Origin of the sequence: Ewingella allii (assembly GCF_044430645.1) — a bacterium.
In the GTDB taxonomy this organism is placed as follows: Bacteria; Pseudomonadota; Gammaproteobacteria; order Enterobacterales; family Enterobacteriaceae; genus Ewingella; species Ewingella allii.
The window spans coordinates 58,364-75,720 of record NZ_JAWUDN010000004.1 but is presented as its reverse complement, the minus strand read 5'-3'; the positions used below and the strand labels follow the sequence as shown (position 1 = coordinate 75,720).

The 17,357-nt window shown below is 44.7% G+C and carries 11 protein-coding genes, 1 tRNA gene and 1 pseudogene; 10 read left to right on the top strand and 3 right to left on the bottom strand.

Going from position 1 to position 17,357, the window contains the following annotated elements:
• Positions 1-166: 166 nt before the first annotated feature.
• The 8 genes from SBO83_RS11095 to SBO83_RS11060 all read left to right on the top strand — a co-directional run bounded on the left by SBO83_RS11095 (position 167) and on the right by SBO83_RS11060 (position 13,351).
• Positions 167-2,629, top strand: coding sequence for a type I restriction-modification system subunit M (locus SBO83_RS11095; RefSeq protein ID WP_396131553.1), 2,463 nt, complete (start codon positions 167-169; stop codon positions 2,627-2,629).
• Complete coding sequence (locus SBO83_RS11090; RefSeq protein ID WP_396131552.1) at positions 2,626-3,843, top strand: restriction endonuclease subunit S; 1,218 nt, start codon at positions 2,626-2,628, stop codon at positions 3,841-3,843. Before SBO83_RS11095 ends, SBO83_RS11090 begins: the two co-directional genes overlap by 4 nt.
• Positions 3,840-5,273: a DUF7834 domain-containing protein gene (locus SBO83_RS11085; protein ID WP_396131551.1), complete on the top strand. Its 1,434-nt coding sequence runs from the start codon at positions 3,840-3,842 to the stop codon at positions 5,271-5,273. The genes SBO83_RS11090 and SBO83_RS11085 overlap by 4 nt, the downstream gene beginning before the upstream one ends.
• Entirely contained in the window at positions 5,266-7,290 is a 2,025-nt protein-coding gene (locus SBO83_RS11080; protein WP_396131550.1) for a DUF262 domain-containing protein, read from the top strand. Before SBO83_RS11085 ends, SBO83_RS11080 begins: the two co-directional genes overlap by 8 nt.
• A complete protein-coding gene (locus SBO83_RS11075) occupies positions 7,287-10,382 on the top strand; it encodes an HsdR family type I site-specific deoxyribonuclease (protein ID WP_396131549.1) in 3,096 nt (1,031 codons plus the stop codon). Before SBO83_RS11080 ends, SBO83_RS11075 begins: the two co-directional genes overlap by 4 nt.
• Entirely contained in the window at positions 10,382-11,095 is a 714-nt protein-coding gene (locus SBO83_RS11070; RefSeq protein ID WP_396131548.1) for a SprT-like domain-containing protein, read from the top strand. The genes SBO83_RS11075 and SBO83_RS11070 overlap by 1 nt, the downstream gene beginning before the upstream one ends.
• An 89-nt stretch (positions 11,096-11,184) precedes the next feature.
• Positions 11,185-12,501 (top strand): AAA family ATPase, encoded by a 1,317-nt coding sequence (locus SBO83_RS11065; protein ID WP_396131547.1) that lies wholly within the window; start codon positions 11,185-11,187, stop codon positions 12,499-12,501.
• Positions 12,494-13,351, top strand: a complete 858-nt coding sequence (locus SBO83_RS11060) for a DUF4435 domain-containing protein (RefSeq protein ID WP_396131546.1) — start codon at positions 12,494-12,496, stop codon at positions 13,349-13,351. The genes SBO83_RS11065 and SBO83_RS11060 overlap by 8 nt, the downstream gene beginning before the upstream one ends.
• A 431-nt stretch (positions 13,352-13,782) precedes the next feature.
• Here SBO83_RS11060 and SBO83_RS11055 read toward each other — a convergent pair.
• A pseudogene (locus SBO83_RS11055) lies at positions 13,783-14,198 on the bottom strand (tyrosine-type recombinase/integrase); the annotation flags it as partial.
• A gap of 451 nt (positions 14,199-14,649) precedes the next feature.
• Between SBO83_RS11055 and SBO83_RS11050 the strand changes: the two are divergent.
• On the top strand, positions 14,650-14,967 hold the full coding sequence (locus SBO83_RS11050; protein ID WP_396131545.1) for a hypothetical protein: 318 nt from the start codon (positions 14,650-14,652) through the stop codon (positions 14,965-14,967).
• Positions 14,968-15,052: 85 nt separating this feature from the next.
• Here SBO83_RS11050 and SBO83_RS11045 read toward each other — a convergent pair.
• A tRNA-Leu gene (locus SBO83_RS11045) sits at positions 15,053-15,137 on the bottom strand.
• 127 nt (positions 15,138-15,264) lie between these two features.
• Positions 15,265-16,191, bottom strand: coding sequence for an HTH-type transcriptional activator AllS (gene allS / locus SBO83_RS11040; RefSeq protein ID WP_396131544.1), 927 nt, complete (start codon positions 16,189-16,191; stop codon positions 15,265-15,267).
• Between the two features lie 220 nt (positions 16,192-16,411).
• On the opposite strand from allS, the gene allR reads away from it, so the two are divergent.
• Positions 16,412-17,224: an HTH-type transcriptional repressor AllR gene (gene allR, locus SBO83_RS11035; protein ID WP_396131543.1), complete on the top strand. Its 813-nt coding sequence runs from the start codon at positions 16,412-16,414 to the stop codon at positions 17,222-17,224.
• The last annotated feature ends 133 nt before the right edge of the window (positions 17,225-17,357 follow it).

Here is a 17,357-nt window from a genome sequence, read left to right as displayed (position 1 = left end):
TTATGATTCTTACTTGAACAAACATTCTTCGTACCAGATCCCCAGCATAGTCGCAGCGCTGCCAACTTGTTAAACTCCCACCTAATTTCTTACGCCACAGGCTGTATTTCGGCAACTGAGCCTGTTCCCCCTGTCGCGTTATCGTATTGCTTTCACCGGACACCATATGGCTATCAAGAAGAACGAACTTTACTCCTCCCTTTGGGCGAGCTGCGACGAGTTGCGTGGCGGAATGGATGCTTCACAGTACAAAGACTATGTGTTGACACTACTGTTTATGAAGTACGTCTCTGACAAAGCTAAGGGCAACCCTTACGCGATGATTGAAGTGCCGGAAGGTGCAAGTTTCGACGATATGGTTGCTCTCAAGGGCAACAAAGAAATTGGCGAAAAAATTAACAAAACTATCAGATTACTGGCTGAAGCTAATGACCTGAAAGGTGTTATCGACATTGCCGACTTCAATGATGAAGACAAGCTGGGTAAAGGCAAGGAAATGATCGACCGCCTTTCCAAGCTGGTGGCAATCTTCGAAGGGTTGGATCTCTCAGCCAACCGCGTTGATGGAGACGATCTGCTAGGTGATGCCTACGAATATTTAATGCGTCACTTTGCTACAGAATCAGGTAAATCCAAGGGGCAATTTTACACCCCAGCAGAAGTGTCACGCATTTTGGCGAAAGTGATTGGTATCAGCAAACAGACACCACAGTATGCTACCGTTTATGACCCTACCTGTGGTTCAGGCTCACTGTTGTTGAAAGCCAGTGACGAAGCCGGTCCGAAAGGACTGACCATTTATGGCCAAGAGATGGATTATGCAACCAGCGCACTGGCCCGCATGAACATGATCCTACATGACAACGCCACCGCTAAAATCTGGAAAGGTAACACTCTGGCCGATCCACACTGGAAGGATGGCAACGATAATCTGAAAACCTTCGACTTCGCAGTAGCCAACCCCCCTTTCTCCAACAAAAACTGGACCAGCGGGCTGGATGTTTCGAACGATCAATTTGACCGCTTTGTCTGGGGGACACCGCCAGAGAAGAACGGCGACTATGCTTTCTTGCTGCACATTATCAAAAGCCTCAAGAGCACAGGTAAAGGCGCAGTGATCCTGCCTCACGGCGTTCTGTTCCGTGGCAATGCTGAAGCACGTATTCGTGAAAACCTACTCAAGCAGGGCTATATCAAAGGCATTATTGGCCTGCCTGCTAACTTGTTCTACGGCACGGGTATCCCGGCATGCATTATTGTCATCGATAAAGAAGATGCTCGACTCAGAGCGTTCAATGCTAATGGCGAGAGCCAGCAAGGCATCTTTATGATCGATGCCAGTAAGGGCTTTATTAAAGACGGCAATAAAAACCGCCTACGCGCCCAGGACATCCATAAAATTGTCGATGCGTTTAATCGCGAGCAGGAAATCCCTCGCTTCAGCCGTCTGGTACCGCTGTCAGAAATTGCGGCTAACGACTTCAACCTCAATATCCCTCGCTATATCGACAGCAGCGATCCGGAAGATCTGCACGATCTTTCTGGCCATTTGGCTGGTGGCATTCCCGATCGCGATATTGATGCTCTCAGTGCTTATTGGAAAATTTTCCCGACTCTACGTCAGGAATTGTTCGAACCTGCCCGGCCTGGTTACAGCAATGCACGAGTCGAAGCAAGTGAAGTGAAGGCCACTATCCTAGCACACCCAGAATTTACCGCATTCAAAGCGGGAGCACTGATACCCTTTGAAAAGTGGTTTGCAGGTTGTCAGCTTGAAGAAATTGCTCGCGGTGATTCACCGAAACAGCTAATTGAAGAAATTGGCGAGCGACTTCTCTCTGCTTATGCTTCTGAAACCACAACCGATGTGCCGCTGCTGGAGAACTACGCGATTTATCAGTTACTGATGGATTACTGGATGGAGGTGATGCAGGACGATGTTTATGTCCTGAGTCAGGATGGCTGGCAGGCGGGCAAAGAACTTCGTGAACTTATTATCGAAAAAGGGGAAAAACTCAAAGAAACACCAGATCTAGTAATAGGCAAGAAAAAGTATAAGGCTGAACTGTTGCCGCCAGCCCTTTTAGTGGCTCGCTATTTTGCTACCGAGCAACAACAGCTTGAGCAACTGCAGATGGCTTATGACGAAGCAGTGCAAGCACTGGAAAGTTTCCTTGAAGAAAACAGCGGTGAAAATGAGCTACTTGCTGATGCGATGAACGACAAAGAAAAAGTAACAGCTGCTAGTGTTAAGGCTCGCCTTAAAGTCGCAACTGATAAAGAAGAAAAGGCAGCCCTGAAAACCGCTCAGACATTGTTTGATACCGAAACCCGAGCAAAAAAAGCGCATAAAGATGCGCAAGAAAAAATGGATTTTAAGGTGTTTGGTTATTATCCAAAACTAAATGATAACGATATTAAAATTCTGCTTGTACGCGATAAATGGCAGGCCAGTCTTGCTGGTGCTTTAGAAACGGAGATTGAGCATGTCACGCAGCGATTGGCAAATCGTATAAAAGAACTGGAGGAGAGGTATAGCTCAGCTTTGCCGGATCTTACGCAAAACGTTTCTGCGCTGGAGTCAAAAGTTGCTGCTCATCTGAAAGCGATGGGGCTGGAGTGGGAATGATGAATAAAGTAGTAAAAATGCAGGATAGAAAGACCATTCCAACTGGTTATAAGCAGACCGAGGTCGGTATTATTCCAGAAGATTGGGGGGTTGATTCAATAGGTCATTTATTATCAATCACAACCGGAAAGAAAAATACACAAGATAAGGTGGATGATGGTACATATCCATTTTTCGTCCGCTCTCAGACTATAGAAAAAATAAATTCTTACTCATTTGATGGGGAGGGCGTATTAACTGCAGGTGATGGAGTCGGAACAGGTAAAATATTTCACTATTTAAAGGGAAAGTTTGATTTCCATCAGCGCGTCTATTTAATGTACAATTTTAAAGAAACACTTGACGGCTACTTTTTTTATATAATTTTTAGCAATTACTTTTACGACAGAATAATGTCGATGACTGCAAAATCATCAGTAGACTCTGTCCGTAGAGAAATGATTGCTGATATGAAAATAACATTACCACCCAAGAATGAACAAACGGCTATCGCCCTTGTAATCTCCGATACCGATGCTCTGATAAATGCACTTGAACGATTACTCGAAAAAAAACAAGCTATCAAAACTGCTACAATGCAGCAACTGCTAACTGGTCGTATTCGCTTAACACAATTTTCTAAACATCCTGATGGAACTATCAAAGGATATAAATTTAGTGATCTAGGGCATATCCCGGAGGATTGGGAAGAGCGCGAAATAGGTCAGTTTGCCCCATTGCAAAGAGGTTTTGATTTACCGGCCAGTAAAAGAAGTGAAGGATTATATCCAGTAGTATATTCAAACGGCATAGTTAACACTCATAATCATTTCCAAGTTAAAGGTCCAGGTGTGGTTACAGGTAGATCCGGGACGTTGGGCAAAGTTCACCACATAGAGTGCGATTTTTGGCCTCATAATACATCGCTTTGGGTTACAAAATTCATTAACTCAGACTCAAAGTTTGTCTACTATATTTTTAAATATATCGGTTTTGAACGCTTTGCAAGTGGTTCCGGGGTACCAACCTTAAATCGAAATGATGCCCATAGTTTTAAAGTGGCTATTCCCTCGTCATTAAAAGAACAAACCGCCATAGCCACCGTCCTCTCAGATATGGACGCTGAACTCGTTACATTAGAAAAAAAACTAGCCAAGGTCCGCGATATAAAACAAGGAATGATGCAACAGCTGCTGACCGGACGCATCCGTTTATCATTGGATCACCAGCCATGAAACATACCCTTGATAAGACAGTTCTGTCGGTCAAGGGTCTATTAAGCCTGACTGACGTAACCATTCCAGCCTATCAGCGTCCTTATAAATGGAGGGTGAAAAATATCAGCGAACTGTTTGCGGATATTGATAGCCATCTTGATAAATCGGCTTACCGGTTGGGCTCAGTAGTGTTTCATCACACTGAGAGCGATGAAGAAAACAAGCTCGATATCGTCGATGGCCAGCAACGAACGTTGACATTAATACTATCTATATGGGCCATTATCGAAACCCGACTTGCTAAATTGGAACGTCAGGATTTGCAAGAAGCGCTAACCCAGCTAAAGCCCTCCGTTGAAGGTTTTATGGGACGGCAACGCTTTGCCAGTCAGATATCGGAATACAATCTGTACCAGAATTATCAGGAGCTAAAACGTAGGGTTAGCCATCGAGAATTCAGCGAGCAACATATTGATTTTCTCCTCAACCGCTGCCAGTTGGTGGTCTTTGTGCTGACTGACCTGTCTGAAGCCTTTCAGTTCTTCGACTCACAAAATGCCCGAGGGCGGGATCTGGATCCACACGATCTGCTTAAAGCCTTCCATCTACGTGAATTCGCCAGCCATGAGGTAGAACTGAAAGCTGCTTCCGTTGCCCATTGGGAAGGATTACCCAGCGATGACCTAGCTAATCTTTTCGCATCCTATCTCTACAGGGTACGTCAGTGGTCGCAGGGAAATTCAGCTCGTTTCTTTGGTAAGGATGAAGTCGGCCTATTCAAAGGGATCAACCTTGATCAGATTGGTCAGTTCCCTTATGTGGAATCTTTGCGCATAGCTCACCATTTTGTAGATGACTATAACAATCAGTATCAGCGCAAGATTGATGGCCAGAAAATGCGTTTCCCTTTCCATCTGGATCAAATGGTTATCAATGGAAGACGTTTTTTCGAAATGGCAGAACACTACCAGCAACAGGTATCGGCAATTATCTCCAGTGAGCATGCCAGCACTCATACTCAAAAGCCGTTAATGATTCAGGGCATAGTCCTTGGTGAAATGGCAACTCAGATACTAAGAACGTTAAATAGCTATCGAAATCGCTATCGAACAGGGGATCAATATATACGCACTATGTTTGATTGTGCTCTGATCTTTTATATCGACAAATTTGGTGAGCAGTCGTTATCTGCAGCGATTGAAAAAAGCTTTATCTGGGCCTACAGATGCCGAATCCGACAGCAGGTGGTACAGCTAGCAACTATGGATAAGTACGTGCTGGAAAATAATCTGTTCCGGGTAATCAAAGAAGCCAGAGTACCTGGTGATGTGCTATCTATACCATTACTCACAATTCGGGCTTCAGAAAATAATAATAACCGCCGTACCGGTAACCATGAGCAAGACGAGCTGGTGAGGCTGTTCAAGGAGATGAACTACTATGAGTGATGCAAAGGTAACATCCTTTACTGTCAGATCATTGCTGGGTGATGTATCTCGTTATCTTATCCCCATGTACCAGCGTAACTATGCCTGGGGAGAAGGTGAGATCACTCAACTTGTGCAGGACATACTCGACTACCAGCAAAAAAGCCTGCATAGCCCTCTCCCTCAAACTTACTACATCGGTACTTTGGTCGTGTTCACTCGCCCTGATGGGCAGTCAGAGATAATCGACGGACAGCAACGTTTTACGACCCTATCACTTCTTGCTAACTGGTTAAAAAAACACACTAAATCCTCGCTCGATATGAACTGGTACCAAGGCATTAACCTAGGTTTCGAGAGTAGACCAAAATCCAGTGAGACCTTTGCCCGCCTCTGGCAAGGCGTGGAACCACATAAGCTTCGAAGCAAGGAATTTAACGAAGGGTTGATCAATGGCTATGAGCTGATAGGTAAGGTGTTGCACGACTTGAAGCTAGTTGGTGAGTCATTAAACCATTTTTGTACTTACCTTTTCGACCATGTACAAATTGCCCGAATAGAAGTGCCTGTCGATACCGACCTCAACCATTTTTTTGAGGTGATGAATAACCGTGGCGAGCAACTTGAAAAACATGAAGTGGTGAAAGCGCAACTGATGGCTGTGCTCAACGAGATAACGGATCAGCAAGCTCGGCAGAGCAGCCTGAACACCCTCTCACGAGTTTGGGATGCTTGCTCCAACATGGAACGTTATGTCCAGTACGGTTTTACACCAGCCGAACGTCATCAATTATTTGGGCAGGAAAATTGGGGGCAATTTGTGCCTGCTGATTTTAATTCTCTAACTGACATGTTTATCCCATCTGCTTCGGAGCTTGGCACAGGAGAGAACCAAACAAACCGCACACTGGCTGACATTATCAAGTCATCTTCAACCATAAGTGGTGATAGGGGTGAAGAAGATGAAGGTAGCTCAGAGCGTTTTAATAGTGTTATCAACTTCTCCAACTTCCTGCTGCATGTTTTGCGTGTCTGTAGCCAAACTGGTAAGGAAAGAGTTGATGTACCACTTGATGACAAACAATTAATCGAACAGTTCGAACTTCGATTATTAAAGCAGAATGACCCGGTTAAAGCGGTACAGGATTTCGTCTTTGCACTTCTCAAATGTAAATACCTTTTTGATCAGTTCGTGATCAAACGAGAGTTCGCCAAAGGAAGCGATGGCTGGAGTTTGAAGCGCCTGCGTTGGTATTCAGAGAAGAGTACCAGTTATACCAATACGTTTAATGAAGATGAGATTAACAATACCGGCATCAACCGGCAGATTTTGATGTTGCTTTCCGCCTTCCACGTTTCAACCCCTACTCTGGTTTACAAACACTGGTTGAATGGGGCTTTGTTCTATCTGTTTAATGCCCATTCCGCTGTAAGCCAGATCGAAGCAAGGGAATATCTCGAATATCTGGAGCACCTTGCCTCCGCATTTGTCTTTCAGAACTTCCTGGCAGAAGAAACGCCAAAATCATATTTTGAGATTATCTACGGCAATGAGTCACATATCCAACTTGTTGTACTGTCAGATCAGATTCAGAAGAAGATGCGCTTTGGTACCATAGCAAACAACTTGGTATTCAATTACCTGGACTACTTACTCTGGTGTCGTGACAGAAATAAAATTGAGGTAGTCAAGCGTTTTGAATTTACTTTCCGCAGTTCGGTTGAGCATTTCTATCCTCAGCACCCAATGGATGGTTATAGAAAAATATCAGATACATCGTTGCATACCTTCGGCAACCTCAGCCTGATTAGTCATAGCAAAAATTCGCGGCTTAGTAACTTTCAGCCAAAACAAAAGCAAGAACATTTCGAAGCGAGTCTTGCCCGTAATGAAATTGACAGCCTGAAGCTGCTGGCAATGATCACGCTGATGAAGAAAAACGACCAATGGGGCGAGAAAGAGATCGCCGTTCACGAGGCGGAAATGCTGGAACTGTTAATCGACGCTAGTGGTAGCGTATTTAAGGAGGAATTATGAACAATGTCGGCCAGCGTGAACGTATAACGCAAAAACGCGTTATTAGCTTATTCACCGAACATTTGGGCTACCACTATCTTGGTAACTGGCATAAGCGCGAAGACAATAACAATATCGAACCTGGCCTATTGACTGCCTGGCTTCAAAAACGCGGCGTTCCAGAAGTGTTGATCACCAAGGCATTACGGCAGCTGGACAGGGCAGCAAGCCTAGGTGAAGGACGTATCCTTTATGATGCGAATAAAGAAGTCTATCGTCTGCTGCGTTATGGAGTGAAAGACAAAGAAGGCGCAGGTGAGCAAAATCAGACCATCTGGCTGGTAGACTGGAAAAATCCCGAGGCCAATGATTTCGCTATTGCCGAAGAAGTGACCCACAAAGGTGAAAATAAGAAACGTCCAGACCTGGTGCTGTATGTTAACGGCATTGCGCTTGGTGTGATTGAGTTGAAACGTTCTACAGTGTCAGTTTCAGAAGGCATACGTCAAAACCTCGATAACCAACAAAAAGCGTTTATTCGCAATTTCTTCACCACCATCCAATTGGTGATGGCAGGTAACGATTTAGAGGGGCTTCGCTATGGCGTAATTGAAACGCCGGAGAAATATTATCTCCAATGGAAAGAAACCACTGAATCACCTCATGCAAACTTACTTGACCGTCATCTTGCTCAGACATGTAATAAACAGCGTTATCTGGAATTGATCCACGATTTTATCGTTTTTGATGCTGGAGTGAAAAAAACCTGCCGTCACAACCAATATTTTGGCGTCTCTGCAACGAAGCCATTTATTCAACGCAGTGAAGGCGGAATTATCTGGCATACACAGGGGAGCGGTAAGAGCCTGACGATGGTGTGGTTGGCGAAGTGGATCAGAGAAAATGTCACCGATGGCCGGGTCTTGATCATAACCGACCGCACCGAGCTCGATGAACAGATCGAAAAGGTATTTAACGGTGTTGATGAAGAGATACTTCGTACCCGGAGCGGAGCAGATCTGATCTCGCGTTTGGATCAAACCAGCCCCTGGCTTATCTGCTCGTTAGTTCACAAATTTGGTCATCAAGACGAAGATGACAAAAATACTGGCTCTGATGATTTCATTGAGCAGATGAAGAGAAATATTCCTGCCAACTTTCGCGCCAAGGGCAAATTATTCGTATTTGTCGATGAGTGTCATCGTACTCAGTCAGGCAAATTGCATGCAGCAATGAAAAGTATTTTACCCGAAGCAATGTTTATCGGATTTACCGGCACTCCGCTGATGAAACAGGATAAAAAGAAATCGGTAGAAATTTTCGGACCTTATATTCACACCTATAAATTCGATGAAGCGGTAAATGATGGTGTAATCTTAGATCTCCGCTATGAAGCTCGTGATATCGACCAGCGGGTGAAGTCGCAGAAGAAAGTTGACCAGTGGTTTGATGCCAAAACATCTAAACTCTCTCGCCTTGGTCAGCAACAACTCAAGCAAAAATGGGCTTCGATGCAAAAGCTCTTGTCGAGTCGTTCGCGGCTTGAGCAAATTGTTGCCGATATCCTGCTCGATTTCGATCAAAAACCACGGCTCGCGAATGGACGCGGTAATGCCATGTTGGTCTGTTCCAGTGTTTATCAGGCCTGCAAATGCTATCAGATGTTCAGTGACTCTGGCTTTGCTGGTAAATGTGCCATCGTCACAAGCTATCAGCCGAACGCTAGTGAGATTAAAGGTGAGGAAAGTGGCGAAGGGCTGACCGAGAAGCTGGCTAAGTACAATATCTATCGCAAAATGCTCGCTGAGTATTTTGAACAGACTGAAGTCGAAGCCGCCAAGCGCGTGAGTGAATTTGAAAGAGAGGTCAAACAACGTTTTATAAAAGAGCCTGGTCAAATGCGCCTATTGATAGTCGTTGATAAGCTATTGACTGGTTTTGATGCCCCCTCCGCCACTTACCTCTATATCGACAAAAAAATGGCTGACCATAACCTTTTCCAAGCAATCTGCAGAGTTAACCGACTGGATGGCGAGGACAAAGAGTACGGCTATATTGTCGATTATAAAGACCTATTCCGCTCGCTGGAAAAAACGGTAAATGACTATACCGCCGAGGCTTTCGATGGCTATGATAAAGAAGATGTAGCCGGGTTACTGAAAGATCGTTTGCAACAGGCAAAAATAGATTTAGATGGCGCGTTAGATGCAGTACGCACACTTTGCGAACCTGTCAGAATGCCTAGAAATCAGCTGGATTTCCAACACTACTTCTGTGGTGAGCCAGGGACAGATATCGATCAATTATCAGAAAAAGAAGCTCTAAGACTGACACTGTACCAATCAGTGGCGAGGCTGATTCGTGCTTTTACCAGTCTTGCCGGTGAACTTATCGAGGCTGGTTATAACGAGCAACAAGCAGAGAAAATTAGTGTCGATGTCGAGTTTTACTCAAAGGTCCGGGATGAGGTCAAAATAGCCAGCGGTGACCTGGTCGATATGAAGCAGTTCGAGCCTGGAATGAGGCAGATGTTAGATCTTTGGGTAGATGCAGATCCAAGTGAAACCCTGATGGATTTTGAAGAGTTAGGACTGCTTGAACTGATTATCGAACGCGGAGAAGATGCACTTGATGGTCTTCCAGCTGATATGCGCGGCAATCAAGAGGCGATGGCGGAAGCGATTGAGAATAACGTACGTAGAACCATCGTCGATGAAAATCCCGTCAATCCGAAGTATTACGAGAAAATGTCAGTGTTGCTCGATGAGTTAATCGCATTACGTCGTCAGCAAGCGCTCTCTTACCAAGAGTATCTGGAGCATGTACGCGAGTTAGCCAAGCAGGTGAAATACCCACAATCTGGCAGCCAGAATACCTATCCTGCCAGCGTTGATACCCTTGCTAAACGAGCGTTGTATGACAACCTAGGGCAAGATGAAGTTCTTATTGCAAAGATCGACTCCGCCGTCCGTAATACCAAAAAAGCTGACTGGTATGGGGATCGTTTTAAAGAGCGTGAGATAGCCTTTGCTATTGCTGAAGAAATTAAAGGTTATGCGCTAACTGTAGCGGAAGTCATGGCATTGGTGAAAGCACAGAAGGAATACCACTGATGCCTATAGTTACGATCGGTGAATTGACTTTGGATTTACAACGTAAAGGGATAAAAAATCTACACATCAGTGTGTTGCCCCCTGATGGCCGAGTAAGGGTATCGGCACCCACCTCACTATCAGATACTGCAATCCGAATGGCTGTAGTCAGACGGTTAGTGTGGATACGCCAGCAGCAGGCACAATTTCAGGCTCAGCCGCGCCAGAGTGAGCGAGAGATGTGCAGCGGTGAAACGCATTATCTCTGGGGAAGAGGCTATCGGCTGGATGTGGTTATAGTGGATGAGGCCGCTGAAGTGAAACTTCAGGGGGGCTGGATATGCATGAAAGTTCCCCCACATTACGACACGGCTCAGCGGGAAACAGTTCTCAACCAGTGGTATCGCGGCATATTAAAACAAAGACTGCCTAAGTTAATGGCAAAATGGCAGCAGGAGGTAAAGGCTGAAGCCAGTTTTGTTGGCATCAAGCGAATGAAGACCAAATGGGGTAGCTGTAATCCACAGACCGCACGTATCTGGATCAATCTCGAACTGGTAAAAAAACCACCTGAATGCCTTGAATTTATTGTGGTTCACGAACTCGTCCATCTACACGAACGCAAGCACAACGAGCGTTTTACCGCTCTGATGAACATGCACTTACCAAATTGGCGCGAACACAGAGCTAAGTTGAATAAGATGCCCTTGGCTTATAACCATTGGGGATATTGACGTTTACTCCAATTTAATGACTGATTTAAATTTCTTAATAAAGGTAGAGTCCGTTTTAAAAAATATAACTTAAGGATGGAGAATTAAAAATGTATACAATAACACAAGCGAAAATAACGGGAATTTGGGGTTGGAATAACATTGAAACGAAATTCCATGATGATGTAAGTATTTTTATTGGTGCGAACGGCTCAGGGAAAACAACATTTATAAATATTCTAATATCCATTTTGAGAGTTGATGTGGCGGCATTGGAAGAATTATGGTTTGACAGCGCAACATTAGTATTCGAGGGTTACTTCGATGGCAAAAAGAAAAGGCGAACGTTAACTATCTTAAGAAAATCAGGCGATAAATACAGTGACGAATATATTAGTTATAAAATTAGTAGAGTAGTATATGATCTTCCTCTTCTTAGTGGTAGAAACATACGTTCTATGCACGTTCAAAGAAAAGTACTTCCTGCAATCGAAGCTATTAAAATAAAACTTCTGGAAATAATATCTTTCTCCAGTTTATCCGTAAGCCGCTCTGGCATCAGTGATATTGATGATCTTGAATATTTAGATGTTAGAAAGGATATTAATCAAACACATTCGATTGATACTATTCTCACAGAACTTTTGAACAAGCTTAAGGTTTATCAACTTAAAAAAGCTCAAGAATCAAAAGAAATTGCTAGAGATTTTCAAGAGGAAGTTTTGATTTCTGTTCTCTATGACCAGGAAATAGATTCCTCAATCGGTTTAAATGAATTAGCTCAGACTGATTTTCAAGAAGAGATGAAAAATTTCACAAACTCTTATAATCAATTAGGTATCCAAAGCACTCTTAGAAAAGGAAAAGCAAAAGAATTAATCAGTAAGCATTTTAGCGCAATTAAAGAAAGCGTTATATATTTACAAGAAGCGATAGCTGAAAAAAAAGGTGTTTTTGAAGTCGATAAAATATTTGCTTTCCCATTACTAAAAAGAACTAAAAAAATCCTACATGCAGGCAAGACTGCAGAGAGAAGAAGAAAGAGGTTATTTAAACCTCTTGAAATCTATAAAAGTGAGTTGCAACAATACTTTAAGGGGAAAATAATAACTTTATTACCAGATGGAGGGCTTTACTTCAAAGACACAAATAAAAATGGTAATGAATATGATTTTAAAAAACTCTCATCAGGTGAAAAACAAATCCTTATTTTATTAACTGAGTCATTGCTTCAGGATGGAGAGTCAAAGCTATTTATTGCTGATGAACCAGAACTGTCTTTACATATTGACTGGCAAGGTAAAATCTTACCTTCGATTAGAAAACTAAATGGAAGTGCTCAAATTATCGTTGCTACTCACTCTCCAGAAGTTGCAGGTGAATACCCTGATAACATTCTCGACATGGAGGATATTTGCTATGAGTAAAGGAATCCCTCGTAGTCTGAAAGCACTGTCAGTTATAAATCGTTTTAAAAGAGTGAGTGCGGTCCTCTATGTTGAGGGACCGACTGATAGAATATTCTGGAAAACTCTCTTAGATTTAAAAGGGGTTGATGATATATCCATTGAAATTGCTGGTAGTTGTTCAATTATCGATGACTATATAGATAAAATCCTGAATGAAAATCTTGAAATATTTGTAGCTCGAGATAAAGATTACAAATACATTTTAAATAAGATCCCCCAACATGAGAGAATACTATTTACCTTTGGTCATAGCATCGAAAACACTCTAATATATAATGAAGCCATTGTGAACATAGGAAAATCAATTGGTGGTGATGAGGAGGATTGCTCATCATCAGTTGAAAACTGGCATGAATATATTTCAAATCAACTACAACCTTTAGTTATTCGCGAATTTGCAAATGAAGCAGCCAGTGCTGGAATAAGTATATTTGGTGATCATGGTGATAGTCTTTTTGGAAAAAAATGGAATAGTGAAAATTTCCCAACCGAGAGAATATCTACTAAAATCGCTGAAATAGATGCCATCATTCCTGCTCAAGATATAGAAGCAGCTTCCAGTCTTGTTCTTGAGAAGATCAATGATATTTGTTGTTTTATAAAAGGACACTTCCTATTCAGTTTGGCAATGAAATTTGTAAAAGAAATGATGATTAGCCTTCTTGGCAAGGAGTCAGTTAATATATCTAATGACTCGTTAGCAGTAATGTTATCAATGACTTTTCGAGATACTATCTACTCAGGAATGCATCCTCACAGCGAACATTATGTGACTCAACTTGAGAAACTAAACTCAGTGGCGGCATGAATTTCAGGCAAAGCACTCTCATTTAAAATAGAGTGCTATTGTAAATAGTCCTTTTAAATGAAAACATTAACTAAAATAAACCTTAAATTGTGGTTTCAATGTAGTGTGCCTGAACCATCCATACCGCTAGCTTCGAATTTATAAATTAAATATGAGTAAAATTCAATTAAAAAGAACCCCAACCAATCTAATCACTTACATGAAAGATATAATATTGAATTCTTATATGTAAATACTTTCACACTCCATTATTCAAATTTGAATAAGTTATATATAAAAACTTCAGAACCTTTCTTTTCGAACAGACTTCACACTCTGCCTGTTTAATATAATTATTCGTGAAATAACATCAGCCGCATTATATTTACCTCAAAATAACTCATAACTGCTGAATAAAGTATAATCCAAAAAATTTACGTCAGATATGGACCTTACAGTAAATCCACCAACCGTTCAGTTTTTCCAAAATCAAACGGACTAACCCCCTTCTCCCGATTCGCATCCAGAAAATCAGCCCACCACTGCAACATCAACCTGCGCTCATCCAAATGCTCCGCCTTATGAATATAAGCCGCACGCACCGAGTTACGCTCCTGATGACTCATCTGCCGTTCTACCGCATCCCTCGACCATAATCCTGACTCAATCAGTGAACTAAAAGCCATCGTCCGAAATTCATGCCACAGACTTCCATCTTCGTGTCATAACTCATTACTCTCAAAGCCTTATTCACAGTGCTCTCGATCATGACTTTTCGTGGGTCATGATCGCCAACGAAAATTAAATCGTGATTACCATTTAGCCGTTTTATTTTCTCAAGAACTGCAAGTGCCTGTCGAGATGAAGGTTAACAGAAGCAGAGTATGCATCTTTGGAGAGGATGTTTAACGCCTTCCAATACTTATTGGTCTACCAACATCATTCAAACAACCCCGATAACCATCCGTCCAAACAAGGCCAATACAATTACATACCCCCCATTCCCTGCGATCCACATTCCAAAACCAAATACAAATCCCTGTAAATGCATCCAGCATATTTCTTTGTGTTGATGGTGGGAATACACTCTCTTCGCTGCGGCAAAACCCGCAGCCGGAATTGGAACTCCGACTATCTGGTACTGAAAAAACTTGTTTTTTTTCAGCGGCTACGTGCACACTTTAAATCGTGGCTCAGATAGGGCAACCCGCGTGGTTGGCCGGTCGCTAGATCCGGAGTTCCAAACCTGTCTGAGCCACACCTTTAGATTGGAACCTGAAGGCGTGGTGAAACTTAAATCTAGCAATGGAATGATCATCATGACTCACACCGAAACCGCAGAAAACTCTATCACCGTCTTCCGTTCACTGATTGCCGGGCTGGATTTCAGCCACTTGGAAGACACTCAACTTTATGACCTTAGCGCATTAGCCTCCGAGTCTGCCGAAGGGCTTTGTCATGGCTTGCTGTGTCTTAGCGAAGGGCTGGAGAACAGTGAGATTGTGCCGCCAGAGGGGGTGCCTCAAATCAGTGCTTATCTAAAAGCGGTGGCGCATCTAATTCCACTGCTGTTTGAGTTAAATGAGTGTGCGAGTGACAGACTGGGAAGTCGAAGAAACGGACCATTAACTGTCTGAATTTGAGACTTAATCTTTTTGATTGAGCCAAATCGCAGACATAAAAAAAGCCACCCGAGGGTGACTTAATTTTCATACTTACTAATGGTGCCGAAGGCCGGACTCGAACCGGCACACCTTGCGGCGGTTGATTTTGAATCAACTGCGTCTACCGATTTCGCCACTTCGGCACTGAAAGTAGTATGCGGAAAACGGGTGCATTATACCTTTCCGAAGACCTCACGCAATACTTATCCTGACGGGTTTTGACTGAGTGCCGAAAAAAACGGCAAAACCGCGTCTTTCTGGCTGTTTTTACTACAAATCGAGGGTCTGAAGGGGTGAATAAAAGCCTTGAATCAGTGGGTCGCGTCGCTCGAACATCGCCACCAACTCTTTGACCACCTCGCCGCCGCGTTCGTGTGACCACGCGAGTGACAATGGCGAGCTTTGGCGGTGGTTAACCAGCGTTCTGGCGACCAGTTCGCCGCTGTCGAGATAGGGCTGGCAAAGCGTGCGGGGCAGAAAGCCTATGCCGACGCCGCGAAGGTGGCATTGCAGCTTGGTGTTCATGTCCGCCACTTTAATCTCCTGCTGGCCCGGCAGCAGCCAGGCGACGCGTTTGGCGAGATGCACCGCCGTGTCCTCGATATTGACCGCCGGATACCAGCGCAGCTGCTCTTCGCTCAGCGTCTCCCCGCCCTGCGCCAGCGGGTGCTGCGGCGCAACCACAAACACCCACTCGACTTTGCCGAGCGGCAGAATGCTGATGCTGTTCTCCAGCGACTCCCTGCCCGCCACGCCAATCGCCAGATGGCAATCTCCATTGAGCAAGGTGTCCCACACACCCATATACACCTGTCGGGTGATGTGGAAAGTAGTGAAGGGATAACGCACATTTAAATGCGCCAGCAGGTCGGCAACGCTGTCGCCGTTATACAGCAAGTTATTGATAACAATATCAACCCGTGGCTCAACGCCCTGATTGATCTGCTTGAGTTCGCCGGGCATGGAGTCCAGCCAGCTCAGCCACTGCCGGCAGCGTTCGAGCAAATAGCTGCCCGCCGGAGTCAGCGTCACGCTGCGAGTGGTGCGCAGGAATAGCTGGGTGCCAATCCCCTCTTCTAGCACTTTGATGCGATAACTGATGGTGGCCGAGGTCTTGTGCAGCGACTCGGCGGCACGGGAAAAGCTACAGCACTCGGCAACTTTTACAAATGAACGGATTGTCTCGTGGTCCAGCATTGGCGCTCCTTGCAGGTTTGTCTCACCTCACTATGCCGCCTATTGAGCCTAAAATCCTCCCCATCTCCCCTGACCTTCATCACAAAAATGGTTTTAATTGCTGAGATAGGGAAAGCGTGCGCGAAATACAATTATGGAAATATATTCCATTTATTACTTTTAATTGAAAATTCCCTTGCTACAGTAGGGATCGAATCGATGCGATAAGAGAAAGGATGTAATGACTGAATTACGGAGAAGAGGTCGGCCTGCTCAGGAAGGCACCTCTGCGACCAAGGGCGCGCAGGCGCTGGATCGTGGGCTGGAGATCTTGCAGTTTTTGGCGCAGTCGGGAGGGAGTTCTTCGGTATCTGTGCTGTCGGAAAAGCTGGATCTGCCGCTTTCCACCACCTTCCGCCTGCTGAAAGTGCTTGAGAAATCAGAGTTTGTGTTCCAAGACCCGCAGCTGGGTTGGTGGCACATTGGTATTCAGTCGTTCACCGTCGGGTCGACGTATATGAACGATCGCGACGTGGTGTCGGTCGCCGGACCCTTTATGCGCCGCCTGATGCTGCTCTCCGGTGAGACCGCCAATCTGGCGATCCGCAATAACATGGACGCCGTGCTGATCCGCCAGTGCGAGTGTCAGGCGATGGTGCGCATGTGCGCCCCGCTCGGCAGCCGCCTGCCGCTACACGCCTCCGGCGCGGGCAAGGCGCTGCTCTACGCGCTGGATGAAGAAGAGATGCTGGATCTGATTGTGCGATCCGGTTTGCAAACTTTTACTCCGCACACGCTCAATAGCCTGATCCCATTGAAGAAGGATCTGGCGACCTCGGCCCAGCGCGGCTACGCGGTGGACCACGAGGAGCACGCACTGGGGCTGAACTGCCTCGCGTCGGCGATTTTTGATAAGAACAATCAGCCGATTGCTGCCATCTCCATCTCGGGGCCAAGCTCGCGGATGGAACCGACGCGCTTCGCCGAACTCGGAGAACTGGTGCGCGACGCCGCGCGCGACATCAGTACCGCGCTGGGTGACCCGCACAGCTAGAATCTAGGCCTGACGCCAGAGATGGCGTCAGGTCGCACGGTCTGCCAATCACAAAGCTCCGTGCTTTTTTTTGGCATAAAGTTAAGTTGGAAAAATTTTCCAAAAAATGGATTTATCGATGATAAGGAATGTA

Coding starts and splice junctions, on each gene's coding strand:
- SBO83_RS11095 (WP_396131553.1), top strand. CDS start 167: ATGGCTATCAAGAAGAACGAACTTTACTCCTCCCTTTGGGCGAGCTGC.
- SBO83_RS11090 (WP_396131552.1), top strand. CDS start 2,626: ATGATGAATAAAGTAGTAAAAATGCAGGATAGAAAGACCATTCCAACT.
- SBO83_RS11085 (WP_396131551.1), top strand. CDS start 3,840: ATGAAACATACCCTTGATAAGACAGTTCTGTCGGTCAAGGGTCTATTA.
- SBO83_RS11080 (WP_396131550.1), top strand. CDS start 5,266: ATGAGTGATGCAAAGGTAACATCCTTTACTGTCAGATCATTGCTGGGT.
- SBO83_RS11075 (WP_396131549.1), top strand. CDS start 7,287: ATGAACAATGTCGGCCAGCGTGAACGTATAACGCAAAAACGCGTTATT.
- SBO83_RS11070 (WP_396131548.1), top strand. CDS start 10,382: ATGCCTATAGTTACGATCGGTGAATTGACTTTGGATTTACAACGTAAA.
- SBO83_RS11065 (WP_396131547.1), top strand. CDS start 11,185: ATGTATACAATAACACAAGCGAAAATAACGGGAATTTGGGGTTGGAAT.
- SBO83_RS11060 (WP_396131546.1), top strand. CDS start 12,494: ATGAGTAAAGGAATCCCTCGTAGTCTGAAAGCACTGTCAGTTATAAAT.
- SBO83_RS11050 (WP_396131545.1), top strand. CDS start 14,650: ATGACTCACACCGAAACCGCAGAAAACTCTATCACCGTCTTCCGTTCA.
- allS (WP_396131544.1), bottom strand. CDS start 16,191: ATGCTGGACCACGAGACAATCCGTTCATTTGTAAAAGTTGCCGAGTGC.
- allR (WP_396131543.1), top strand. CDS start 16,412: ATGACTGAATTACGGAGAAGAGGTCGGCCTGCTCAGGAAGGCACCTCT.